This is a genomic window from Streptomyces sp. NPDC093094 (assembly GCF_044754345.1).
Classification (GTDB): Bacteria; Actinomycetota; Actinomycetes; order Streptomycetales; family Streptomycetaceae; genus Streptomyces.
Map to the genome: position 1 here is coordinate 248,056 of NZ_JBIVOX010000009.1, position 22,691 is coordinate 270,746.

Genomic DNA, 22,691 nt, shown 5'->3' on the forward strand with positions numbered 1-22,691 from the left:
CCCGCGGTCAGCTCCGCACGTCCCGCCACGCCTCCGGGAGGGCCTCCGCCACGTGCTGTGCCGTGGTGGGGGCCCCGTCCGCGGCGTACCGGCCCGCCAGACCGTGGAGGTAGGCCGCCGCGCTCCCGGCGTCCCGGGGGGTCAGGCCCGCCGCCAGGAGGGAGCCGGCCAGGCCCGAGAGGACGTCCCCGCTGCCCGCGGTGGCCAGCCAGGAGGTGCCCGTCGGGTTGACCCGGACCGGGCTCCCGTCCGCCGCGTCGGCGACCAGGGTCGTCGAGCCCTTCAGGAGCACGGTCGCGCCGTAGCGGGCCGCCAGTTCCCGTACGGCGGTGAGCCGGGCGGCCTCGACCTCCTCGCGGGTCACCCCGAGCAGCGCCGCGGCCTCGCCCGCGTGCGGGGTCATCAGCGTCGGCGCGGTCCGGGCCCGTACGGCCTCGCGGTCCGCCAGACGCAGGCCGTCCGCGTCGATCAGGACCGGGACGTCCGCCTCCAGGACCTCCGCGACGGGCCCGGCGTCGTCGCCCGCGCCCGGGCCCACGACCCATGCCTGGACCCGGCCGGCCTTCGCGGGGCCCCGGTCGGAGACGAGGGTCTCGGGGAAGCGGGCGATCACCGCGTCCCCGGCGGGGCCGACGTAGCGGACCGCGCCCGCGCCGCCGCCGAGCGCGCCGGACACGGCGAGGACCGCGGCGCCCGGGTACCGCGCGGAACCGGCCGCGATCCCGACCACGCCCCGGCGGTACTTGTCGCTCTCCGGGGCGGGCACCGGCAGCAGCCGTGCCACGTCCGCGTGCTGGAGCGCCTCCAGCGCGGGCTCGGCGGGCAGGACGGGGCCGAGGCCGATGTCGACGAGCCGGACCGTCCCGGCACGGTCGCGCGCCGGGTCGACCAGCAGACCCGGCTTGTGCGTGCCGAACGTGACCGTGAGGTCCGCCCGGACCGCCGGGCCCTGCACCCGGCCGGTGTCGGCGTCGACCCCGCTCGGCAGGTCGACGGCGACGACCGCGGCCCGGGAGCGCCCCGCCGCGACGGCGAGCCGCTCCGCGTCCGGCCGCAGCCCGCCCCTGCCGCCGATCCCGACGATGCCGTCGACCACCAGGTCCGCCCGCCCGATCAGCCGCTCGGCGCCCTCGGTGCCGGTCACCGTGCCGCCGGCCCGGCGCAGGGCCGCCAGCCCGGCCTCGTGGACGCGTCCGGGAATCAGCCGCACCGCCGTGACTCCCGCGCCGCGCCGGGCCAGCCGGGCACCGGCGTACAGGGCGTCGCCGCCGTTGTCGCCGCTGCCGACCAGCAGCACGACCCGGCTGCCGTAGACCCGCCCGAGCAACTCGGCACAGGCTGCGGCCAGTCCGGCCGCGGCCCGTTGCATCAGCGCCCCCTCGGGAAGCCGTGCCATCAGCTCCCGCTCGGCGGCCCGCACCGTCTCCACGCTGTACGCAGTACGCATGCCGACGAGTCTGCCGGGAGCGTCCCGCGATCACCAGCCGCGGAGGGGCCGGGGCCGGGAAAGGTCCGGCACCGGGAAGGGCCGCCCCGTGTCCCGGCCCACCGGCCCGCGGGCCGGCTCAGCCCTCCGCGATCACCACCGCCGAGGCCACTCCCGCGTCATGGCTGAGGGAGACGTGCCAGGAGCGGACGCCCAGTTCGGCCGCGCGGGCCGCGACCGTGCCGGTCACCCGCAGACGGGGGCGGCCGCTGTCCTCGACGTAGACCTCGGCGTCCGTCCAGTACAGGCCCGCGGGTGCGCCCAGGGCCTTGGCCAGGGCCTCCTTCGCCGCGAAACGGGCGGCCAGCGAGGCGTTGCCCCGGCGTTCGCCGCTGGGGAGCAGCAACTCGCTCTCCAGGAAGAGCCGTCGGGCGAGTCCCGGCGTGCGTTCCAGGGACGCGGCGAAACGGTCGATCTCCGCCACGTCGATACCGACCCCGATGATGCTCATGCCGAGCACCCTAGGGCCTGTCTGACCCTTCGCGTCGTCGCCCGAAGGGCGGCCGCGCGCGTCAGGTGCGTGCTCTCGTCGTGCCCGCTCCAGGCCCTCGTACCGGACGCACCCGGGTCCGGGGCCGGTGCGGCGAGAGCGCGTGCACGGCGGCGCGCGGCAGACGGGAACGGTCGGACAGGCCCTGGACGCCGGCCTGCGCGGGGCGGGCCCGCCCCGGCGCGCGTACGTCCGGGTGACCCCGCCGCGCGGCGCCCGGACGACGCGCGGCGGGGCCGGTTTTGCTGACGCTGTGACCAGTGCGCGAGTTGCCCTCAGGACCGTCGCCGTGGCCCTGGCCGCCATGACGCTCCTGCCCGCCGGAACCGCCCTCGCCCGGGACGCCCGCGACCCGGCCCGGGACGCCCTCGCGCAGGCGACGTGCACCGGGCGGACCGGGCCCTATCAGCGCCAGGTCGAGAGGCTGCTGAAGCTGAAGGCCGACGGCAGGCAGTCGGCGGCCGACTGCAGGGCCGTCAGGGCGTACCAGCTGAAGCACGGCATCAAGCCCGCGATCGGCTTCGCGGGGCCGGTGACCTGGACGCACCTGCAGCTCCGTGCCGCGCGCAGGAACCCCAACGCGGCCGGGAAATGCCCCGTGCGGGCGTACCGGGTCGCCTGCGTGGACCTCGGCCGCCAGCTGACGTGGGTGCAGAAGGGCAGGAAGCTCGCCCTCGGGCCGGTGCCGGTGCGCACCGGACGGGCCGGGTACCGCACGCGCGCCGGCTGGCACACCGTCTACTGGCGGCACAGGAACCATGTGTCGACGCTCTACGGCCAGCCGATGCCCTACTCCCAGTTCTTCAGCGGCGGCCAGGCGTTCCACGCGGTCGACGGGACCCTCTTCACCACGGTCGGGTCGAGGGGCTGCGTCAACCTGCGGCCCGGGGACGCCCGGAAGCTGTGGGGCGTGCTGCGCAAGGGAGACCGGGTGTACGTGTGGGGCCGTCGGCCGGGCACCTGAGCCCGTGCCCTCCGGGTGCCGCCCGACCCCTCTGAGACACTGGGCGGGATGAGTGAGACTGCGTTCCTGCCCTCCGCCCCGCTGCGCGCCCGTGCCGAGATCGACCTGGCCGCGCTGCGGGCCAATGTGCGCACCGTGCGCGCGAAGGCGTCCGGCGCGGCCGTCATGGCCGTGGTGAAGTCCGACGCCTACGGTCACGGCGCCGTGCCGTGCGCCCGCGCGGCCCTCGCGGCGGGCGCCGGCTGGCTGGGCACCGCCACCCCCGAGGAGGCCCTCGCGCTGCGGGCCGCCGGGCTGACGGACGTCAGGATCATGTGCTGGCTGTGGACACCGGGCGGGCCCTGGCGCGAGGCGATCGAGGCCGACCTGGACGTGTCGGTGAGCGGCATGTGGGCCCTGCGCGAGGTCTGCGCCGCCGCCCGTGAGGCGGGCCGTCCCGCGCGTGTGCAGCTGAAGGCCGACACCGGGCTCGGACGGGGCGGCTGCCAGCCGGGCGACTGGGCGGAGCTGGTCGCCGAGGCCCTGCGCGCCGAGAGCGAGGGGCTGCTGCGGATCACCGGCCTGTGGTCGCACTTCGCCTGCGCCGACGAGCCCGGCCACCCCTCGATCGCCGCCCAGCTGACCCGCTTCCGGGAGATGCTGGCGCACGCCGAGGAGCAGGGTGTACGCCCCGAGGTGCGGCACATCGCCAACTCGCCGGCCGCGCTCACCCTGCCCGAGAGCCACTTCGACCTGGTCCGCGCCGGGATCGCCCTCTACGGCATCTCGCCCAGCCCCGAGCTGGGCACCCCGGCCGAGCTGGGCCTGCGCCCGGTGATGACGCTGTCGGCCTCCCTGGCCCTGGTCAAGCACGTCCCCGGAGGGCACGGCGTCAGCTACGGCCACCACTACACGACCGCGGGGGAGACGACGCTCGCCCTGGTCCCGGTCGGCTACGCGGACGGTGTCCCGCGGCACGCCTCGGGCGCCGGACCCGTGCTGATCGGCGGCAAGTGGCGCACGGTCGCGGGGCGGATCGCGATGGACCAGTTCGTCGTCGACCTCGGCGGGGACGAGCCCGCCGCCGGCGACGAGGCGGTCCTGTTCGGCCCCGGCGACCGCGGCGAGCCCACCGCCCAGGACTGGGCGCAGGCCGCGGGCACCATCGCCTACGAGATCGTCACCCGGATCGGCAGCCGGGTACCCCGTCTGTATGTGAACGGGCAACAAGAGGGGTAGGCCCCCCGCGGTACGCCGTCGAGCACGGCGGAGCGAGGATGCACCCGGCACACCAGCCACCCACCGAGTGAGGAGCGGTACGTGAGCGAGAGCAGCGCGGAGGCCGTCGCGGCCGTCGCCTCCGCCACGGGGGCGGCCGGGAGCTGGCGCCGGGCCACCGGGATCGCGGGCGTGGCGATAGGCGTCGTCGCCGCGGGCGCGGCGGCCGGTGTCGCCCTGGAGCGGATGACCGTGGGCCGCGGCATGCGCAGGAAGGCACGTCTCGCCCTGGACTCCGCCGGCCCGTACGGGGCGCTGCGCGGCACGCCCGGCAAGGCGTACGCCGACGACGGCACCGAGCTTTACTTCGAGGTCGACGAGGTGGAACCGGAGGGCGGCGCCGCGCCGCGCAGGCGCCGTCTGTTCGGCCGCAAGGCGCCCGCCCCCGTCACGGTCGTCTTCAGTCACGGCTACTGCCTCAGCCAGGACTCCTGGCACTTCCAGCGGGCGGCGCTGCGCGGTGTCGTGCGGACCGTGCACTGGGACCAGCGCAGTCACGGCCGGTCCGGGCGCGGCGTGGCGCAGGCGCAGGACGAGGCGGGGCTGACCATCGACCAGCTGGGCCGGGACCTGAAGGCCGTGATCGACGCGGCCGTGCCGGAGGGGCCCCTCGTGCTGGTCGGTCACTCCATGGGCGGGATGACCGTGATGGCGCTGGCCGACCAGTACCCGGAGCTGGTGCGGGACCGGGTGGTGGCGGTCGCGCTGGTCGGCACGTCGTCGGGGCGGCTCGGGGAGGTCGACTTCGGGCTGCCGGTCGCCGGGGTGAACGCGGTGCGGCGGGTGCTGCCGGGTGTGCTGAAGGCGCTGGGGCAGCGGGCCGAGCTGGTGGAGAAGGGGCGGCGGGCGACGGCGGACCTGTTCGCCGGGATCATCAAGCGCTACTCGTTCGCGTCCCGGGACGTCGACCCGGCCGTCGCCCGGTTCGCCGAGCGGATGATCGAGAGCACACCGATCGACGTGGTCGCCGAGTTCTACCCGGCCTTCACCGACCACGACAAGACGGAGGCGCTCGCGCACTTCGGCGGTCTGCCGGTGCTGGTGCTGGCCGGGGTGCAGGACCTGATCACGCCGAGCGAGCACAGCGAGGTGATCGCGGGCCTGCTGCCGGACGCGGAGCTGGTGCTCGTGCCCGACGCGGGGCACCTGGTGATGCTGGAGCACCCGGAGGCGGTCACCGACCGGCTCGCCGACCTGCTCACCCGTGCGGGGGCCGTCCCGGCAGGGGCTACGGTGGGTGGTTATGGAAGCAGCAGCACCGTACAGCCGCGCTGAGACCCGGCTGACCGTCACCTCCCCCGAGCAGATGCGTGAGCTCGGCCGGCGCCTGGCCAAGGTGCTGAGGGCGGGGGATCTCGTGATGCTCAGCGGGGAGCTGGGTGCGGGGAAGACGACGTTGACACGCGGGCTCGGGGAGGGCCTGGGGGTGCGGGGCGCGGTGACCTCGCCGACGTTCGTGATCGCCCGGGTGCATCCGTCCCTCGGTGACGGGCCGCCGCTGGTGCACGTCGACGCGTACCGCCTGGGCGGCGGGCTGGACGAGATGGAGGACCTCGACCTCGACGTGTCGCTGCCGGAGTCGGTGGTGGTCGTGGAATGGGGCGAGGGAAAGGTCGAGGAGCTGACCGACGACCGGTTGCAGGTGGTCATCCACCGGGCTGTCGGCGACACCACCGACGAGGTGCGGCAGGTGACGCTCACCGGGCTGGGCGAGCGGTGGGCCGCCGTGGACCTGAGTGTGCTCGCGGCCTGACGGGACACGTTTCCGACAACGCGTCGGCAAAGTATTGCCTTGGGGCTCGTCCGCGTGGTCACATGGTAGCCCGTCGGTAGTTAGGTCTACCTAACTACGCCCGCCGCCAGGTCCCCGAGGAGGCGTCCGTGACCGCCACCGAGCGAGACGAGAAGCAGCCGCGAGCGCTGTCCGCCGTTCCCATGAGCGATCTGCTCGCGGCCTGTGCCGCCGCGAGCGCGGTCTCCACGCCGCCCCGTGAGCCGGCGGCGGAGCCGGGCGAGGGGCCGAGAAGGGCCGCCTGACGGCGGCGGACGGCGGCGGCCTTCCGGACCGGTGGACCCGGGCGGGCGCGCCCCTGGCCGGTGCATTGCGGACCGGCGGACCCGGACCGATGCATTGCGGCCGGTGGATCCGGATCGGTGTGCCGCGGGCCGGTGGACCGGGACCGATGCATTGCAGCCGGTGGACCCGGACCGATGCATTGCGGGCCGGTGGGTCCGGATCGGTGTGCCGCGGGCCGGTGGGTCGGGATCGGCGTGCCGTGGGCCGGTGGACCCGGACCGATGCATTGCAGCCGGTGGGTCCGGATCGGTGTGCCGCGGGCCGATGGGTCGGGATCGGCGTGCCGTGGGCCGGTGGACCCGGACCGATGCATTGCGGGCCGGTGGGTCCGGATCGGTGTGCCGCGGGCCGATGGGTCGGGATCGGCGTGCCGTGGGCCGGTGGACCCGGACCGATGCATTGCGGGCCGGTGGGTCCGGATCAGCGGATGACGACGACCTTCCGGCCGATCGTCGCGAAGGCCCACATCGCGTCGCCGTCCCTGGGGGACTCGCGGATGCCGCCCGTCTTCACCCGTACGTCCGCCCGGGGCGTGGCGCCGTCCTTGGCCGCACTGAACCCGACGGCCACGCCTTTGACGCTGGCGAAGCGGACGACGTGCTCGACAGGGGTGCCGTCCGTGCCGGTGACGGAGTTGGAGCGGGAGGTCACGGCGTAGGTGCCGGGCGCCGGGTCGACGCTGCCCGGGGTGACCTCGAAGGTGCGGCGGACCCGGTTGCGGGAGCCGACGAGCCAGACCCGGTCGTCGTCCACCGAGTACACGACACGTTCACCCGAACCGGACCCCGAGGGCAGGGCCGCGGGGTTGCCCCGGTCGCGCGGCGCCCTGGTGAAGGACACGTCCGCCGGGGAGGCCGAGTCCCGCCGGGCCAGCTCCGGCGGGACGTTCGCGGAAGCCTGGTAGGCGAGGAAGCCGACCGTGGCGACGGCCGCCGCGGTCAGTGCGGCCACGAACCCCGAGCTGCTGCTTGTCACGCTCGTCCCCCTCTGCGTCGTACGTCCCGCTTCGTGGCGACGTTAGCAGCCGGTGCCCGCCCGACCGGGTCGGCCGTGCACGCAGCGCGGTGGCCGTAGGCTGTTTGCGTGCTCTTGCTCGCTCTGGATACCGCCACCCCCGCCGTCACCGTCGCCCTGCACGACGGCACGGACGTCATCGCCTCGTCGAGCCAGGTCGACGCGCGCCGGCACGGCGAGCTGCTGCTGCCGGCCGTCGACCGTGTGCTCGCCGACGCCGGGCTGAAGCTCGACGCCGTCACCGGCATCGTCGTCGGCGTCGGCCCCGGCCCCTACACGGGCCTGCGGGTGGGGCTGATGACCGCCGACACCTTCGGACTCGTCCTCGGCGTGCCCGTGCACGGCGTGTGCACGCTGGACGGCCTCGCGTACGCCGCCGACATCGAGAGAGGCCCCTTCGTCGTGGCGACCGACGCCCGGCGCAAGGAGGTCTACTGGGCGACGTACGCCGACTCCCGCACCCGGCTCACCGGTCCGGCCGTCGACCGGCCCGCCGACATCGCCGAGCGGGTCGCCGGTCTGCCCGCGGTCGGCGCGGGCGCCCTGCTCTACCCGGACACCTTCCCCGGCGCCCACGAACCCGGGCACGTGTCGGCCGCGGCCCTGGCCGGTCTCGCCGCCGAGCGGCTCGCGGCCGGTGCGGAGCTGGAGGAGCCCCGGCCGCTGTATCTGCGCCGCCCCGACGCCCAGGTGCCCAAGAACTACAAGGTGGTCACCCCCAAGTGACCGCCCCCGTGACGACTGCGCGACTGCGCGAGATGCGCTGGTGGGACATCGACTCCGTCCTGGGCCTGGAGAAGGACCTCTTCCCCGAGGACGCCTGGTCCCGGGGCATGTTCTGGTCCGAGCTGGCCCATGCGCGCGGGCCGGGCTCGACCCGCCGCTATCTGGTCGCCGAACTGGACGGACGGCTCGTCGGCTACGCGGGCCTGGCCTCCTCCGGCGAACTCGGCGACGTACAGACCATCGCGGTGGCCCGCGACCAGTGGGGCACCGGGCTCGGCGCGCGGCTGCTGACCGAGCTGCTGAGGGCGGCGACCGCCTTCGAGTGCGCCGAGGTCATGCTGGAGTGCCGCGTCGACAACGTCCGCGCGCAGCGGCTCTACGAGCGCTTCGGCTTCGAACCCATCGGCTTCCGGCGCGGCTACTACCAGCCGGGGAACGTGGACGCCCTGGTGATGCGCCTGACCACCGCCCCCGACAGCGGCACCGCCGCGGGACCGACCCCCGAACGAGGAACCGAGATCAATGGCTGACGAACCCCTGGTCCTGGGGATCGAGACCTCCTGCGACGAGACCGGCGTCGGCGTCGTGCGCGGCACCACGCTCCTGGCCGACGCCATCGCCTCCAGCGTCGACGAGCACGCCCGGTTCGGCGGTGTCGTCCCCGAGGTGGCCTCGCGGGCGCACCTGGAGGCGATGGTCCCCACCATCGACCGCGCGCTGAAGGAGGCGGGGGTGAGCGCGAGGGACCTCGACGGCATCGCGGTCACCGCGGGCCCCGGCCTCGCGGGCGCGCTGCTCGTCGGCGTCTCCGCCGCCAAGGCGTACGCGTACGCCCTGGGCAAGCCGCTGTACGGCGTCAACCACCTCGCCTCGCACATCTGCGTGGACCAGCTGGAGCACGGTCCGCTGCCCGAGCCGACCATGGCCCTGCTGGTCAGCGGCGGCCACTCCTCGCTGCTGCTGTCCTCCGACATCACCTCCGACGTCCGCCCGATGGGCGCCACCATCGACGACGCGGCCGGCGAGGCGTTCGACAAGATCGCCCGGGTGCTGAACCTGGGCTTCCCCGGCGGCCCGGTCATCGACCGGTACGCACGCGAGGGCGACCCGCGGGCCATCGCCTTCCCGCGCGGTCTGACGGGGCCGCGCGACCCGGCGTACGACTTCTCCTTCTCCGGTCTGAAGACGGCCGTGGCGCGCTGGATCGAGGCGAAGCGGGCCGCGGGCGAGGAGGTGCCGGTCCGTGACGTGGCGGCCTCCTTCCAGGAGGCGGTCGTGGACGTGCTGACCCGCAAGGCCGTACGCGCCTGCAAGGACGAGGGCGTCGACCATCTGATGATCGGCGGCGGTGTCGCGGCCAACTCCCGGCTGCGGGCCCTCGCCCAGGAGCGCTGTGAGCGGGCCGGGATCCGGCTGCGGGTGCCGCGGCCGAAGCTGTGCACCGACAACGGCGCGATGGTGGCCGCGCTGGGCGCCGAGATGGTCGCCCGCAACCGGGCCGCCTCCGACTGGGACCTGTCGGCGGACTCCTCCCTTCCGGTGACCGACACGCATGTGCCCGGACAGCACCGTCACGACCACGTGCACGAGGTCGGCAAGGGGAACCTGTACCCGTGACGGTCGCCCTGATGTGGGAGGCGCGGGCCGTGCCCGGGCGGGGCGCCGAGCTGCTGGCCTGGGCGCGGGCGCAGGAACTGCCGCTGGCACCCCTGCGCCGGGAGACCTTCACCGCGCCGCAGGACCGGGTGCTGGTGATCACCTGGTGGGACACGGTCCTCGACGCCGAGGTCCCGGAGCTGCCGGAGCCGGGCCCCGACCTGGTGACCCGCACCGTGCACCGCTGGCGCTTCGAGTCGCTGGGCGTGACGTGAGGGCCCGGGGCGTGCCCCGGACCCCTTCGCGGCCCCGGCGGCGGACGGCGCCGGGGTGAACCCGGCCGGGCCCGGCCGGAGCCGTCCGGCCGGGCCTGCGCGAGGCGTGGGGTCCAGGGCGCCGACAGGTGAGGTCAGGGCTGCTCCGTCACCTCCGTCTCGCACAGCAGACGGCGGTCCGTGCCCGGCAGCCGCTCCGGCCCGGTCAGCCGGAAGACCGTCCGGTGGCGCACGTCCGTGGTCGACGCCGCCAGCCGCAGCTCCAGCTCACCCGGTTCGACGATCCGCCGCCCGCGCGCGTCCGTGAAGGACGACAGGTCGGCGTGGAAGCGGAAGACCACCCGGGCCGACGCGCCGGGCGCCAGCTCCACCCGGCGGTAGGCGACCAGCCGGACGTCCGGCCGGGTCACCGACGCCACCGGGTCGTGGAGATAGAGCTGGACGACCTCGGCGCCCGCCCGGTCGCCGGTGTTGCGGACCGTCACCGCGAGGTCGAGGGAGCCGTCCGTCGGGATGTCCGCCGCGTCGGTGAAGTCCTCCCAGGCGAAGGCCGTGTAGGACCGGCCGTGCCCGAAGGGGTACAGCGGTGTCGGGTCGAGGCTGCTGACCTCGCCGGCCAGGCCGAGCGGCGGCTGGAGATAGGTCCAGGGCTGCCCGCCGGGCCCGCGCGGCACGCTGACGGGGAGCCGGCCGGAGGGGTTCACCCGGCCGGAGAGCACCCCCGCGACGGCCGGACCGCCCTCCTCGCCGGGGAAGAACGCCTGCACCGTCGCGGCCAGCCGGCCGTGCCAGCGGCCCAGCGCGTAGGGGCGGCCGGTGAGCAGCACCAGCACCACAGGGACGCCGGCCGCCAGCAGCGCGTCGAGCAACTCGCCCTGGACGCCCGGCAGCCCGAGGTCCGCCACGTCGCAGCCCTCGCCGGAGGTGCCCCGGCCGAACAGGCCCGAGCGGTCGCCGAGCACCGCCACGCACACGTCCGCCTCGGCGGCCCGCGCGACCGCCTCCTCGAAGCCGGAGGTGTCCGGGTCGTCGACGCCGCAGCCCTCGGTGAACGTCACCTTGGCGTCGGGCAGTTCGCCGCGCAGCGCCTCCAGGACGGTCGGGATGCCGATGCCCATGGGGATCTCGGGGTGCTGGACGCCCACGTGGGAGGGGAAGGAGTAGCAGCCGAGCATCGCCAGCGGGTCCGTCGCCCGCGGGCCGACGACCGCGATCCGGGTGTCCGGCGACAGCGGGAGCACACCGTCCGGGTTGGCGAGCAGCACCACCGACGCCTCCGCGAGCCGACGGGCCAGCGCGCGGTTGGCGGGCGGGTCCAGGTCGACCGTCCCGGGCACCTCCGGCTGCCAGTCCTCGTCGAGCAGGCCCAGCTCGCACTTCTGGAGCAGGACCCGGCGGGCGGCGCGGTCCACCAGTTCCTCGGGGATCCCGCCCGTGCGTACGGCCTCCAGCAGCGGGTCGCCGTAGCAGTTCAGCGTCGGCAGTTCCACGTCCACGCCCGCCGCGAGGGCCGCGTGCGCCGCCTCCGCCGGGCCGGCGGCGACCCGGTGCAGGGTGCGCAGGAAGTCGACGCCGAAGTAGTCGGACACGACCGTGCCGGTGAATCCCCAGGTGTCGCGCAGGAGTTCGGTCAGCAGCCGGGCGTCGGCGGTGGCCGGGACCCCGTCCGTCTCGTTGTACGCCGCCATCACCGACCGGGCGCCGCCCTCGCGCAGCGCCGTCTCGAACGGCGGCAGGGTCACGTCGCCGAACTCCCGGACGCCCGCGCGCACCGGCGCGAGGTTGCGCGCGCCCGCGGAGGCGGCGTACCCGGCGAAGTGCTTCAGCGTGGCCACGACACCCGCCGACTCCAGGCCCCGCACATAGGCGGCGGCGACGGTGCCCACCAGATAGGGGTCCTCGCCGATGGTCTCCTCGACCCGGCCCCAGCGCGGATCGCGTACGACGTCCAGGACCGGCGCGAGGCCCTGGTGGACGCCGACCGCGCGCAGGTCGTGCCCGATGTGCCGGCCCATCTCCTCCACCAGGGCGGGGTCGAAGGAGGCGCCCCAGGCGAGCGGCACCGGGTAGGCGGTCGCGCCCCAGGCGGTGAAGCCGGCCAGGCACTCCTCGTGGGCCAGCGCCGGGATGCCGAAGCGGCCCGCGGCGGCGATCTGCCGCTGGGCGGCGGCCAGCGAACGGGCGCCGGCCGCCGCCTCCACGGGGGCCGTGCCGAAGGGCCGGGTGAGCTGGCCGAGGCCGTGGGTGATCAGTTCCGCCCAGTCGTGATCGGCGTTCATCTGGTCCTGGTGCGGGGCGACGCCGTCGCCGTCGGCCCCGGCGCCCACCCAGACTCCGTACAGCTGGGCGGTCTTCTCCCGGAGGGTCATCCGGGAGAGCAGGTCGGCGACGCGGTCGGCCGCGGGCAGGGCGCGGTCACGCCAGGGAGCGGTGGTCATGGAACTCCTGTCAGAGTCGGGGCAAGCCGAGTGGTTCACTTGCCGCCCACGCCCATCAGCCCGCCCACCAGCGCACGCCGGGCCACCAGGTAGACGGCGAAGACGGGGATGCCGGAGAGGACGACCGAGGCGAGCAGGGCGGGGATGTTGACGCCGAACTGGCTGACGTAGGTGAACAGGCCCAGGGTCAGCACCCGCGGGCCGTCGGACTGGGTGAAGATCAGCGGGAAGAGGAAGCCGTTCCACGCCTGGAGCGCCGAGTAGACGACGACCGTGCCGATGCCGCCCTTGGCCAGCGGGATCGTCAGCCGGAACAGCATCCTGAGCGAGCTCGCCCCGTCCAGCGCCATCGCCTCGTACAGCTCCTCCGAGATGTCGCGGAGCGTGCCGACGAGGACCAGCACCGAGACGGGCATCGCGAACGCGGCCGTCGGCAGGATCACCGCGAGCAGACTGTCGTACAGACCGAGCTCGGTGATGAGCAGGTACAGCGGCACGACCACCGCCTGCGCGGGGATCGCCACGCCCGTCAGGAACACCCGGAACGCGGCGCCGGAGAGACGGTCGCGGGTGCGTACGGCGGCGTAGGCGAGCGGTACGCACAGCACGAGGACGATGCCGACGACGGAGGCCGCCACGATCGCCGTGTTGGCCAGCAGATGCCAGAAGCCGCTGTGCAGAACGGTGTTGTAGTTGTCGAGGGTCGGGTCGGCGGGAGGCGTGAGCGGGTTGCCGGTGAGGGCCTTGTCCGGTCCGGTCAGGGACGCGGAGAGCATCGCGTAGACCGGGACCAGCACGATCACCAGCCAGATCAGCGCGCCCGCTCCCGCGACGGGGTTGGCGCGTCCGCTCCGGTGCCGGCGGCGCCGGGCCGGGCGGTGCGCGGGCGGCGGGGTGCGGCCGGTGGTCCTCGCCGGGCGCGGCAGCGTGTCGTTCGACACCTCGTCACATCCCTTCACGGGTGCTGCGCATGCCGCCGAATCCGGTCAGCCTCACCAGCAGCAGGGACAGCCCGGTGGCGGCCAGGACCAGGAAGGAGGCGATGGCGCTGGCGTAGCCGAAGTCGTAGGTCCTGAAGCCCGCCTCGTACATCAGGTACGGCAGGATCGCGGTGTCCGTGCCGGGGCCGCCCCGGGTCAGGATCAGCACCGTCTCGAAGTAGGTCAGGGAGCCCACCACGATCAGCACCGTGGACGTCGTGACGGTGTGGCGCAGCTGCGGCAGGGTGATGGAGAAGAACTGCCGGCAGCGCCCGGCGCCGTCGATGGCCGCGGCCTGGTAGAGGACGGGCGGGATCTGGCGGGCGCCGCCCTGGTAGATGAGGGTGTGCAGCGGGATGAACTGCCAGCCGCCGACGAAGACGATCGCCAGGAACGCCCCGGAGGACGAGCCGAGCGTGTCCTTGCGGATGATGCCGAAGTTCGGGTCGAGCAGGGCGAGGAAGAGCACGGCCACGGCGGTCGACGACAGCAGCAGCGGCACGAAGAACACCGCGGACAGCACGGCCCGGTTGCGCTGCGGCCCGGCCGCCCAGACGCCCAGCAGCAGCGAGACGACGGTCTGGAACAGCCAGCTGGCCGCCGTCAGCAGCACGGTCAGCTTCAGCGACTGTGTCAGCCGCGGGTCGTCCAGCAGCTTGCGCCAGTTGTCCAGGCCGACCGGGCGCGGGTCGCCGAGGCCGTCCCAGGAGGTGAAGGAGAGCCAGAAGGCGAGCACCATCGGGACGAGCGCGAAGAAGGCGAAGAACAGCACGGCGGGCAGCGCCCAGGAGGCGTGCGGCCGGCCGGCCCGCAGGGCCCTGCCCGGGCCCGGGAGGCTCGGCGGGTGTTTCGCGGCGCGGGCGCGGGCGCTCACTTCAGCCCCTTGCACGCCGCCACGAACTCGGCGGGCGTGGACCTGCCCGCGAACAGCTTGCCTGTCTCCGTGAGCATCCGGGTGCCCAGCTCGTCGCCGAGGGCCTGGTCCCAGGAGAGGGCGAAGGCGGGGGCGTCCTCGACCAGCTTGTACTGGAAGAGGGCGTACTCGGGGTTCGGGGCGCTGCCGAGCAGCAGGGCGGCGTTCGACGTGGTGGGCACGTCGCCGTTGGCGACCAGGGCCTTGGCGTACTCCCGGGACGCGCACTCCTTGAGGAAGGCGATCGCGGCGTCCTTGTTGCGGGTGCGGGCGTTGACCGACCAGTAGTTCGTGGGGTTGCCGACCACGTTGCGCGGGGAGCCCTTGCCGTCCTCGATCCGCGGGAAGGCGGCCCAGCCCAGGTCCCGCTTCGCGAAGTCGGGGAACTTGCCGAGCTGGGTCGAGTACTCCCAGGAGCCCATGAGGTGCATGGCGGCCCTGCCCCGGGCGAACACGGCGGGCGCGCCGCCGTTGACGTACGACACCGAGGTGAACTTGGAGCCGAACGCACCGTCGTCGATCAGTTCCCCGACCATCTCGGCGGCCCTGAGCACGGTGGGATCGCCCCAGCCCTCGGCGTCGCCGTCCTGGATGCGCCGGAACACCTCGGGGCCGCCGAGGCGGTCGACCAGGTACTCCAGCCACATCAGCTCCGGCCACACGTCGGCGCCGCCGAGCGCGAAGGGGGTGATGCCGGCCTTCTTCAGCTTGGCGTTGACGTCGAGGAGCTGGTCCCAGGTGGTGGGCGGCTGGAGCCGCTGCTCGGTGAAGACGGACTTGTTGTAGAAGAGGATCACCGGCTGCATGCCGCGCATCGGGATGCCGTAGTGACGGCCCTTGAGGTCGCCCGCCGCGAGCACGGAGGGCAGGAAGCCGTCCTTGAGGCCGGAGTCGGACTCGATGACGTCGGTGAGGTCGGTGAGCCTGCCCGCCTCCTCGTACGCCTTGATCGAGCCGCCGCCCCAGTTGAAGAACACGTCCGGGGCGCTGGGCGAGCCCATGGCCGTGCGCAGCTTGGGCAGGTAGTCGGAGCCGGGCACCTTCTCCAGGCGGACACGGCCGCCGGTCCTCTTCGCGGCGGCCGACTTGTTGAAGCGGTCGACGGCGGCCTGCTGCACCTTGACCGCGTCGTCGCCGTAGACGAACGCGGTGAGCGTGCCGCCGCCGGCGCCCGATCCGCCGTCGTCGCCGCAGGCGGCCAGGGCCGGTACGGCCAGAGCGGCGGCCCCCGCGCCGAGGACCCAGCGCCTGCTGAACGTGCGTCCGCCGTCGGACGACGTGATGGACCCCATGACAGCACCTCTCCCGGAAGAGTCGATCGAACGAACTGAACGAAAGATTCGGTGAGAACTACGAATGTTCCGGGAAGGTATGGCGGCAGAGGGGGTCCGTCAAGACTGCGCGCAGAGATACGATCGCCGGCATGACAGCTTCGGAATCCGCTGAAACCCAGACGGCAGCGCGTTCGGCCCAGACCGCGACCCTCGCCGAGATCGCCCGAGAGGCAGGGGTCTCCGCGCCGACTGTTTCGAAGGTCCTCAACGGCCGGGCCGATGTGGCGCCGGGGACCCGGATGCGGGTGGAGGAACTGCTGCGCACCCACGGCTACCGGCGCCGCCGGGCCGAGGCGACCCGTTCCCCGCTGATCGACCTGGTCTTCCACGAGCTGGAGAGCGCCTGGGCCCTGGAGGTCATCCGGGGTGTCGAGAACGTGGCCCGCGACGCCGGGCTGAGCGTGGTGCTCTCCGAGATCGCCGGGCGGCTCACCCCCGGACGGACCTGGGCCGACCAGGTCGCCGCCCGCCGTCCGCACGGGGTGATCCTGGTCCTGTCCGAGCTGGACGAGTCCCAGCGGGCGCTGCTGACCAGCCGCTCGATCCCGTTCGTGGTGATGGACCCGGCCGGGGACCCCGGCTCCGACGTGCCCTCGATCGGTGCCACCAACTGGCAGGGCGGCCTGGCCGCCACCCGGCACCTGGTGGAACTCGGCCACACCCGGATCGGGGCGATCAGCGGGCCCTCGCGGATGCTGTGCAGCCGCGCCCGGGTCGACGGGTACCGGGCCGCGCTGGAGACCGCGGGGCTGCCGGTCGACCCCTCGCTGGTCGTCACCGGCGACTTCCACCACGAGGCCGGATACCGGCTGGGCCTGGAGCTGCTGCGCCGCCCCGACCGGCCGACCGCGGTCTTCGCGGGCAACGACCTCCAGGCGCTCGGGCTGTACGAGGCCGCGCGCGAGCTGGGGCTGCGCGTTCCGGAGGACCTGAGCGTGGTGGGCTTCGACGATCTGCCGGTGGCCCGCTGGGTGGGGCCGCCGCTGACGACCGTGCGGCAGCCGCTGACCGAGATGGCCGAGGCGGCGGCCCGGCTGGTGCTGGAGCTGGGCCGGGGCGAGGCGGCGGCCCCGGCCGCGACCCGGGTGGAGCTGGCCACGAGCCTGGTGGTGCGCAGCAGCACGGGGGCGCCCGTGGCGGGCTGAGGGGCCCTGGGCGGGACCGGCGTACGGGGCCGGTGGGCCGGGACCGGCCGTGCGGAGTCGGTGGGCCGGGGCCGACCGTGCGGGGTCGGTGGGCCGTGCGGGGTCGGTGGGTCGGGACCGGCCGTGCGGGGTCGGTGGGCCGTGCGGAATCGGTGGGCCGGGGCCGGCGTACAGGTTTGGTGAGCCGTGCGGGGCCGGGGTGGCCGAAAGACGACCTATTGACGGGTGGGGCGGTCGCCTCCACACTCCTCCGAGTCAATCGGTTGCACCACCGAAACTTTCGGAACTTTCGGAGGCACCCGCACATGCGATCCCTGAGATCAGGCTTCTCCCTCGCGTCCGCCCTCACCGGGCTGGCCACGCTCGGCGCGCTGCTCGCCGGTGCGACGGCACCCGCCCGGGCCGCCGACGCCCCGTTGCGCGACCTCGCCGCCGCCAAAGGCAAGATCATCGGCTCGGCGGTGAACCCCGCCAAGCTCACCGGAACCTACGGCGACATCGCCGGCCGTGAGTTCAACTCGGTCACTCCCGACAACGCCATGAAGTGGGAGTCGGTCGAACCCAGCCGCGGCACCTTCAACTGGGCCCCGGCCGACCAGGTCGTCGCCTTCGCCACGGCCCACGGCCAGCAGGTGCGCGGCCACACCCTGGTCTGGCACAGCCAGAACCCGGGCTGGCTGGCCAACGGCACCTGGACCCCGGCCCAGCTGAGCACCGTCCTCCAGGACCACATCACCGCCGAGGTCGGCCGCTACAAGGGCCGGATCGCCGCCTGGGACGTGGTCAACGAGGCATTCAACGAGGACGGCACCTACCGGTCGAGCATCTGGTCGAACGGTCTCGGCCAGGACTACATCGCGAACGCCCTGACCTGGGCACGGGCCGCCGACCCGGGCGCCAAGCTGTACATCAACGACTACAACGTCGAGGGTGTCAACGCGAAGTCCACCGCCCTGTACAACCTGGTCAGGTCCCTCAAGGAGCGCGGCGTCCCGATCGACGGCGTCGGTCTCCAGGCGCATCTGATCCTCGGTCAGGTGCCCTCCAGCCTCCAGCAGAACATCCAGCGCTTCGCCGATCTCGGGGTGGACGTGGCGATCACCGAGCTGGACGTCCGGATGCAGCTGCCGTCGACGGCGGCCAAGCTGACCCAGCAGGCCGCCGACTACAAGGCCGTCATGGACGCCTGTGTGGCCGTCAGCCGCTGCACCGGGGTGACGGTGTGGGGCTTCACCGACTCCGACTCCTGGGTCCCGGACGTGTTCGACGGGTACGGGGCGGCGACCCCCTACGACGAGAGCTTCACGCCGAAACCGGCCTACCGCGCCCTCGCCGGCTCCCTCGGCGGCGGCACCACCGAGCCTCCGGGTGACGGCTGCACGGCGGTCTACAGCGTCGTCAACCAGTGGAACTCCGGCTTCACCGGGCAGGTGCGGATCTCCTGCTCCGGCGGCGCGCTGTCGTCCTGGAGGGCGGGCTGGACCTTCGGGGCCGGACAGCGGATCACCCAGTCCTGGAACGCGAACTGCACCCAGTCCGGGACGGCCGTCACCTGTTCCAACGCCTCGTACAACGGCACGGTTCCCGACGGGAGTTCGGTGACGTTCGGGTTCAACGGCTCGTGGAGCGGGAGCAATCCGGTGCCCGTGGTGACACTGAGCTGAGCGTGGTCCGGGAAATCTTAGATTCTCCGAAGAAAACACGGATCGACGTTCCCGCCCGTAATGGTTCGGACGTACGTTCCTGCCCGTGAGGGGAAAAACGGGGAACGGGACCGACGGGAACGAGAACGACGACGAGGACGGCGGCAAGAGCGACGGCGACAACGACGACGGGGGAGCGGGCCGGCGGTCGGCAGGCTTGAGGACCGCCGGCCTGAGGACCGCCGGCCTGGTCCTGGCGGGCGTGCTGGTGCTGGCCGGTGCCGTGGCGGGCTGGGCGTACCTGCGGCTCGACGGCAACATCAAGAGCGTCGACATCGACCAGGCCCTCGGCGACGACAGACCGCCGCGCCGGACGCCGGCACCGTCCGCCTCGCCGGTGCCCGAGGGGCCGCTGAACATCCTGGTGCTCGGTTCGGACACGCGCAGCGGCGCGGAGAACGCCAGGCTCGGCGGCGGGGACGGCGGGGGCGGCCGGTCCGACGTCACGATGATCGTCCATCTCGACGCGGGCCGGACGTCCGCCACCGTGGTCAGCATCCCGCGCGACACCCTCGTCGACCGCCCCTCCTGCCCGCTGCCGTCCGGCGGCCGGACGCAGCCGCGCCAGGGGGCGATGTTCAACACCGCCTACGAGCTCGGCGGCCCGGTCTGCGCGGTGAAGACCGTCGAACGGCTCACCGACATCCGCATGGACCACTACGTGGAGATCGACTTCGCAGGGTTCGCGGCGCTCGTGGACGCCGTCGGCGGGGTCACCGTCACCACCGAGCAGGACATCGACGACGAGGACAGCCATCTGCGCCTCGACGAGGGCACCCATCTGCTGGACGGGGAGCAGGCCCTCGCGCTGGCCCGCACCCGGCACGGCATCGGCGACGGCAGCGATCTCGGCCGGATCGGCCTCCAGCAGCAGCTGGTCGAGGCCCTGCTGGAGCAGATCTCCTCGGGCGGCCTGTTCACGGACCCGGCCCGGCTCTACCGGATCGCCGACACCGTCACCGGCAGCCTCACCACCGACACCGGCCTCGACTCCCTCGGCGAGCTGACGGACCTCGGCGGAAGCCTGGCGGGCCTGTCGGCGGACCGGGTGGAGACGGTCCTGATGCCGGTGGTGCAGGCGCCCTGGAACCGCAACAGGGTGGTGGCGGACGAACCGGAGGCGGAGGAGCTGTGGGAGTCGCTCCGGTGAGCGCAGCGCCGTGCAGGCGGTGCGGTGGGGGCACCTCCCGCGGTGGGCTGTGGTGCGCTGCCGTGCCGTGCGGGAGGGCGCGGGAAAGTTTTTTCGGCGGGGTGTCGATCCGGGCGTCCGCCGTTCGACGCATGGGTGAGAGCGGGGAGACGGACCCCGCCCGGAACCCGAGGAGCCACCATGCCCCGCTACCTGTCCCTGGTCCGCATCCAGGAGAACACCATCGACATGGCGTCCGCCGACCCCGGCTTCGAGCAGCGGATGGGCGCGCTGTTCGAGGAGATCACCAAGGCGGGCGTCATGCTCGACACCGCCGGGCTCAAGCCGACCGCCGAGTCCACCCGGATCACCTGGTCGGACGGGAACCTGTCGTACACCGACGGCCCCTTCACCGAGACCAAGGAGGTCGTCGGCGGCTACGCCCTGATGCAGTGCAAGGACATGGCCGAGGCGATCGAGTGGGGAAAGCGTTTCCTGGAGGTCCACCCGAAGGAGTGGCTGGTGGGCCTGGAGATCCGAGAGGTCGAGGAGCCGGGAGCCTGAGCGGGAGGCGTGCCGTCTGTGCTGTCATGTGAGGCGTGACGGCACAGGGCACGCACACGGTCGCCGAGACGCTCGACACGGTCTTCCGCATGGAGTCCGCCCGGATCATCGCCGGCGTGGCACGGGTCGTCCGGGACGTCGGCATCGCCGAGGAGATCGCCCAGGACGCGCTCGTCGCCGCACTGGAGCAGTGGCCCCGGGAGGGCGTCCCGGACCGCCCGGGCGCCTGGCTCATGGCCACCGCCAGGCACCGCGCCGTCGACCTCGTACGGCGGCGTGAGACGTACGCCCGCAAGCTCGCCGAGGCGGGCCGCGAACTGACGGGGGAGTCGTACGACCCCGAGCCCTCGGGCCCCGGCGACATCGACGACGACGTGCTGCGGCTGATCTTCACCGCCTGCCATCCGGTGCTGTCCGCGGAGGCCCGCACGGCGCTGACCCTGCGGCTGGTCGGCGGGCTGCGCACGGACGAGATCGCCCGCGCGTTCCTGGTGCCGGAGCCGACGCTCGCCCAGCGGATCGTACGGGCGAAGCGGACGCTGGCGAAGGCGGGCGTGCCGTTCGAGGTGCCGTACGGGCAGGACCGGGCGGTCCGGCTCGGCTCGGTCCTGGAGGTCATCTACCTGATCTTCAACGAGGGGTACGCCGCCACCGCGGGGGACGACCTGCTGCGCCCGGCGCTGTGCGAGGACGCGCTGCGGCTCGCCCGGGTGCTGGCCGCGCTGATGCCGAAGGAGCCCGAGGTGCACGGCCTGGCCGCGCTGCTGGAGTTCCAGGCGTCGCGCACGGCCGCGCGGACCGGGCCGGGCGGGGAACCGGTGCTGCTCGCCGACCAGAACCGGCGGCTGTGGAGCCGGCTGCTGATCCGGCGCGGCTTCGCCGCCCTGGAACGGGCCGTCGAACAGGGCGGCGGCGCCGGTCCGTTCGCCCTCCAGGCCGCGATCGCCGGGTGCCACGCCCGGGCGGCGACGTACGAGGAGACCGACTGGGCCCGGATCGCCGCGTTCTACGGCCTGCTCGCGGCCCGCACGCCGTCGCCGGTGGTCGAGCTCAACCGTGCGGTGGCCGTCTCCATGGCCGAGGGCCCGGCGCAGGCACTCGTGATCGTCGACGCGCTCGCCGCCGAACCCGCCCTGAGCGCCTACCATCTGCTGCCCAGCGTCCGGGGCGACCTGCTGGCCCGCCTCGGCCGGACGGCGCAGGCACGAGCGGAGTTCGAACGGGCCGCGGCGCTGACGCGCAACGACCAGGAGCGCGCACTGCTGCTGCGCCGCGCACGGGAGCTGCCGCCGGAAGGGCCTTAGGCGGGGTGCCCGATCAGCATGGTCGGGGCGCCGGCCACGCGGGTGAGGAAGACCGTGGCCGCGTTCGGGCCCTGCGGCTTGACCTTCCTGCGCAGTTCCTCGGGCTCGACGGCCGAGCCGCGCTTCTTCACCGTCAGGATCCCGACCCCGCGCTCCCGCAGCAGGGCTTTGAGCTTCTTGAGGTTGAAGGGCAGCCGGTCGGTGATCTCGTACGCGGTGGCGTAGGGGGTGGGACGCAGCTCGTCGCACGTGACATAGGCGATGGTCTCGTCGACCAGGCCGCCGTCCAGGGCCTCGGCGACCTCGGCGACCAGGTGGGCGCGGACGACGGCGCCGTCGGGCTCGTAGAGGTAGCGGCCCACGGGGCGGACCCGGGGGTCGGGCAGGCCGGTCCCGTGCAGGGTGCGCGGGCCCGGGAGCAGGGTGGCGCGCACCGAGCCCGGCTCGGTGCCGAACCACAGCACCGCCTCCTTCACATCGCCGCCGTCCGAGATCCACTCGGCTCCGGCCTCGGCGGGGATCGCCTCGTGCGGTACGCCGGGGGCGATCTTCAGCGCCGCGTACCGGGCCTTCCCGGCGGCCTGCACGGCCCAGGACAGCGGCGGCGAGTACGCCTCGGGGTCGAAGATGCGGCCGCGCCCGCCGCGCCGGGCGGGATCGACGAACACGGCGTCGTACGGCGCCGTGTCGATCTCCGTGACATCCGCCTCGCGCACCTCGATCAGCTCGGCCAGCCCGAGTGCTTCGGCGTTGGCGCGGGCGACACGCGCGGTCAGCGGGTCGCGGTCCACCGCGAGGACGCGGATGCCCGCCCGGGCGAGCGCGAGGGCGTCCCCGCCGATCCCGCAGCACAGGTCGGCGACGGAGGTCACGCCCAGTTCCCTGAACCGCTCGGCGCGGTACGCCGCCACGCTCGCCCGGGTCGACTGCTCGACCCCGTGGGGGGTGAAGAACATCCGCCCGGCGTCCTCGGCCGCGAACTTCGCCGCCGCACGCTGCCGCAGCCGCGCCTGGCCGAGCGCCGCCGACACCAGCTCGGCCGGGTGCTCGCGGCGCAGCCGGGTGGCGACGGCCAGTTCCCGGGCGGGGTCGGTGTCGCGCACCTCGTCGAGGAGGGCGCGGCCTTCGGGGGTGAGGAGGGCGTCGAGGTCGTTCACCGGGTCATTGTCGGCCAGTCGGAGGACGGTGCGCCCGCGGTGGCGGTGTCGGCGGGGGTTCGGGGTGGGCTGCTGCGAGGATCCGGCGCCATGGAAGAAGTCGTACAAAACGATAAGAATAGCGCACTTGGGTATCCGT

At 73.9% G+C, this 22,691-nt stretch carries 22 protein-coding genes; 14 read left to right on the forward strand and 8 right to left on the reverse strand.

Annotation, left to right across the window (positions count from 1 at the left end; translation table 11 throughout):
* Positions 1-7: 7 nt before the first annotated feature.
* On the reverse strand, positions 8-1,447 hold the full coding sequence (locus ACIQGV_RS21365; protein ID WP_402496614.1) for an NAD(P)H-hydrate dehydratase: 1,440 nt from the start codon (positions 1,445-1,447) through the stop codon (positions 8-10).
* 118 nt (positions 1,448-1,565) lie between these two features.
* Positions 1,566-1,937, reverse strand: a complete 372-nt coding sequence (locus ACIQGV_RS21370; protein ID WP_402496615.1) for a holo-ACP synthase — start codon at positions 1,935-1,937, stop codon at positions 1,566-1,568.
* Positions 1,938-2,280: 343 nt separating this feature from the next.
* On the opposite strand from ACIQGV_RS21370, the gene ACIQGV_RS21375 reads away from it, so the two are divergent.
* From ACIQGV_RS21375 to ACIQGV_RS21395, 5 genes are all read left to right on the forward strand, one after another.
* Complete coding sequence (locus ACIQGV_RS21375; RefSeq protein ID WP_402496789.1) at positions 2,281-2,940, forward strand: L,D-transpeptidase family protein; 660 nt, start codon at positions 2,281-2,283, stop codon at positions 2,938-2,940.
* 48 nt (positions 2,941-2,988) lie between these two features.
* Positions 2,989-4,158, forward strand: coding sequence for an alanine racemase (alr, locus tag ACIQGV_RS21380; protein ID WP_402496616.1), 1,170 nt, complete (start codon positions 2,989-2,991; stop codon positions 4,156-4,158).
* Between the two features lie 81 nt (positions 4,159-4,239).
* On the forward strand, positions 4,240-5,472 hold the full coding sequence (locus ACIQGV_RS21385; protein ID WP_402496617.1) for an alpha/beta fold hydrolase: 1,233 nt from the start codon (positions 4,240-4,242) through the stop codon (positions 5,470-5,472).
* Positions 5,441-5,950, forward strand: coding sequence for a tRNA (adenosine(37)-N6)-threonylcarbamoyltransferase complex ATPase subunit type 1 TsaE (tsaE, locus tag ACIQGV_RS21390; RefSeq protein WP_402496618.1), 510 nt, complete (start codon positions 5,441-5,443; stop codon positions 5,948-5,950). Before ACIQGV_RS21385 ends, tsaE begins: the two co-directional genes overlap by 32 nt.
* A gap of 128 nt (positions 5,951-6,078) precedes the next feature.
* Entirely contained in the window at positions 6,079-6,234 is a 156-nt protein-coding gene (locus tag ACIQGV_RS21395) for a hypothetical protein (RefSeq protein WP_402496619.1), read from the forward strand.
* A 460-nt stretch (positions 6,235-6,694) separates the two neighbouring features.
* On the opposite strand, the gene ACIQGV_RS21400 is transcribed toward ACIQGV_RS21395, so the two are convergent.
* Complete coding sequence (locus ACIQGV_RS21400) at positions 6,695-7,249, reverse strand: hypothetical protein (RefSeq protein ID WP_402496620.1); 555 nt, start codon at positions 7,247-7,249, stop codon at positions 6,695-6,697.
* A 108-nt stretch (positions 7,250-7,357) separates the two neighbouring features.
* Between ACIQGV_RS21400 and tsaB the strand changes: the two genes are divergently transcribed.
* The 4 genes from tsaB to ACIQGV_RS21420 are packed head-to-tail and all read left to right on the forward strand — an operon-like array spanning position 7,358 to position 9,885.
* Positions 7,358-8,014, forward strand: coding sequence for a tRNA (adenosine(37)-N6)-threonylcarbamoyltransferase complex dimerization subunit type 1 TsaB (gene tsaB / locus ACIQGV_RS21405; RefSeq protein ID WP_402496621.1), 657 nt, complete (start codon positions 7,358-7,360; stop codon positions 8,012-8,014).
* A gap of 32 nt (positions 8,015-8,046) precedes the next feature.
* Positions 8,047-8,544 (forward strand): ribosomal protein S18-alanine N-acetyltransferase, encoded by a 498-nt coding sequence (gene rimI, locus ACIQGV_RS21410; protein ID WP_402496790.1) that lies wholly within the window; start codon positions 8,047-8,049, stop codon positions 8,542-8,544.
* The gene (tsaD, locus tag ACIQGV_RS21415; RefSeq protein WP_402496622.1) at positions 8,537-9,631 is read left to right on the forward strand and encodes a tRNA (adenosine(37)-N6)-threonylcarbamoyltransferase complex transferase subunit TsaD; all 1,095 of its coding nucleotides are present in this window, start codon (positions 8,537-8,539) and stop codon (positions 9,629-9,631) included. The genes rimI and tsaD overlap by 8 nt, the downstream gene beginning before the upstream one ends.
* The gene (locus ACIQGV_RS21420) at positions 9,628-9,885 is read left to right on the forward strand and encodes a hypothetical protein (protein ID WP_402496623.1); all 258 of its coding nucleotides are present in this window, start codon (positions 9,628-9,630) and stop codon (positions 9,883-9,885) included. Before tsaD ends, ACIQGV_RS21420 begins: the two co-directional genes overlap by 4 nt.
* Before the next feature lie 134 nt (positions 9,886-10,019).
* Here the strand turns inward: ACIQGV_RS21420 and ACIQGV_RS21425 are convergent, their stop codons facing one another.
* From ACIQGV_RS21425 to ACIQGV_RS21440, 4 genes are read right to left on the reverse strand one after another with little or no spacing between them, the layout of a single operon-like run.
* On the reverse strand, positions 10,020-12,323 hold the full coding sequence (locus ACIQGV_RS21425; protein WP_402496624.1) for a glycoside hydrolase family 3 N-terminal domain-containing protein: 2,304 nt from the start codon (positions 12,321-12,323) through the stop codon (positions 10,020-10,022).
* A 35-nt stretch (positions 12,324-12,358) separates the two neighbouring features.
* On the reverse strand, positions 12,359-13,264 hold the full coding sequence (locus ACIQGV_RS21430) for a carbohydrate ABC transporter permease (RefSeq protein ID WP_402496625.1): 906 nt from the start codon (positions 13,262-13,264) through the stop codon (positions 12,359-12,361).
* A gap of 4 nt (positions 13,265-13,268) precedes the next feature.
* On the reverse strand, positions 13,269-14,177 hold the full coding sequence (locus tag ACIQGV_RS21435; protein ID WP_402496626.1) for a carbohydrate ABC transporter permease: 909 nt from the start codon (positions 14,175-14,177) through the stop codon (positions 13,269-13,271).
* Positions 14,174-15,508, reverse strand: a complete 1,335-nt coding sequence (locus tag ACIQGV_RS21440) for an ABC transporter substrate-binding protein (RefSeq protein WP_402496627.1) — start codon at positions 15,506-15,508, stop codon at positions 14,174-14,176. Before ACIQGV_RS21440 ends, ACIQGV_RS21435 begins: the two co-directional genes overlap by 4 nt.
* Before the next feature lie 131 nt (positions 15,509-15,639).
* On the opposite strand from ACIQGV_RS21440, the gene ACIQGV_RS21445 reads away from it, so the two are divergent.
* The 5 genes from ACIQGV_RS21445 (at position 15,640) to ACIQGV_RS21465 (ending at position 21,395) form a co-directional block, all read left to right on the forward strand.
* Entirely contained in the window at positions 15,640-16,695 is a 1,056-nt protein-coding gene (locus ACIQGV_RS21445; RefSeq protein ID WP_402496628.1) for a LacI family DNA-binding transcriptional regulator, read from the forward strand.
* Between the two features lie 305 nt (positions 16,696-17,000).
* Positions 17,001-18,359: an endo-1,4-beta-xylanase gene (locus ACIQGV_RS21450; protein WP_402496629.1), complete on the forward strand. Its 1,359-nt coding sequence runs from the start codon at positions 17,001-17,003 to the stop codon at positions 18,357-18,359.
* Positions 18,360-18,555: 196 nt separating this feature from the next.
* Positions 18,556-19,548 carry an LCP family protein gene (locus ACIQGV_RS21455; protein WP_402496791.1) on the forward strand — a complete coding sequence of 331 codons (993 nt, stop codon included), beginning with the start codon at positions 18,556-18,558 and terminating at the stop codon, positions 19,546-19,548.
* Between the two features lie 180 nt (positions 19,549-19,728).
* On the forward strand, positions 19,729-20,091 hold the full coding sequence (locus ACIQGV_RS21460; protein WP_402496630.1) for a YciI family protein: 363 nt from the start codon (positions 19,729-19,731) through the stop codon (positions 20,089-20,091).
* A gap of 89 nt (positions 20,092-20,180) precedes the next feature.
* Positions 20,181-21,395 carry an RNA polymerase sigma factor gene (locus ACIQGV_RS21465; protein ID WP_402496792.1) on the forward strand — a complete coding sequence of 405 codons (1,215 nt, stop codon included), beginning with the start codon at positions 20,181-20,183 and terminating at the stop codon, positions 21,393-21,395.
* Here the strand turns inward: ACIQGV_RS21465 and ACIQGV_RS21470 are convergent.
* A complete protein-coding gene (locus tag ACIQGV_RS21470; protein WP_402496631.1) occupies positions 21,392-22,552 on the reverse strand; it encodes a methyltransferase domain-containing protein in 1,161 nt (386 codons plus the stop codon). The genes ACIQGV_RS21465 and ACIQGV_RS21470 overlap by 4 nt on opposite strands.
* Positions 22,553-22,691 lie beyond the last annotated feature (139 nt).

What these genes read in the sequence shown, in the direction of transcription:
- ACIQGV_RS21365 (WP_402496614.1), bottom strand. Translation starts at nt 1,447, where the DNA reads ATGCGTACTGCGTACAGCGTGGAGACGGTGCGGGCCGCCGAGCGGGAG.
- ACIQGV_RS21440 (WP_402496627.1), bottom strand. Translation starts at nt 15,508, where the DNA reads ATGGGGTCCATCACGTCGTCCGACGGCGGACGCACGTTCAGCAGGCGC.
- ACIQGV_RS21425 (WP_402496624.1), bottom strand. Translation starts at nt 12,323, where the DNA reads ATGACCACCGCTCCCTGGCGTGACCGCGCCCTGCCCGCGGCCGACCGC.
- tsaE (WP_402496618.1), top strand. Translation starts at nt 5,441, where the DNA reads ATGGAAGCAGCAGCACCGTACAGCCGCGCTGAGACCCGGCTGACCGTC.
- ACIQGV_RS21445 (WP_402496628.1), top strand. Translation starts at nt 15,640, where the DNA reads ATGACAGCTTCGGAATCCGCTGAAACCCAGACGGCAGCGCGTTCGGCC.
- ACIQGV_RS21370 (WP_402496615.1), bottom strand. Translation starts at nt 1,937, where the DNA reads ATGAGCATCATCGGGGTCGGTATCGACGTGGCGGAGATCGACCGTTTC.
- rimI (WP_402496790.1), top strand. Translation starts at nt 8,047, where the DNA reads ATGCGCTGGTGGGACATCGACTCCGTCCTGGGCCTGGAGAAGGACCTC.
- ACIQGV_RS21465 (WP_402496792.1), top strand. Translation starts at nt 20,181, where the DNA reads ATGGAGTCCGCCCGGATCATCGCCGGCGTGGCACGGGTCGTCCGGGAC.
- tsaD (WP_402496622.1), top strand. Translation starts at nt 8,537, where the DNA reads ATGGCTGACGAACCCCTGGTCCTGGGGATCGAGACCTCCTGCGACGAG.
- alr (WP_402496616.1), top strand. Translation starts at nt 2,989, where the DNA reads ATGAGTGAGACTGCGTTCCTGCCCTCCGCCCCGCTGCGCGCCCGTGCC.
- ACIQGV_RS21460 (WP_402496630.1), top strand. Translation starts at nt 19,729, where the DNA reads ATGCCCCGCTACCTGTCCCTGGTCCGCATCCAGGAGAACACCATCGAC.
- ACIQGV_RS21375 (WP_402496789.1), top strand. Translation starts at nt 2,281, where the DNA reads ATGACGCTCCTGCCCGCCGGAACCGCCCTCGCCCGGGACGCCCGCGAC.
- ACIQGV_RS21450 (WP_402496629.1), top strand. Translation starts at nt 17,001, where the DNA reads ATGCGATCCCTGAGATCAGGCTTCTCCCTCGCGTCCGCCCTCACCGGG.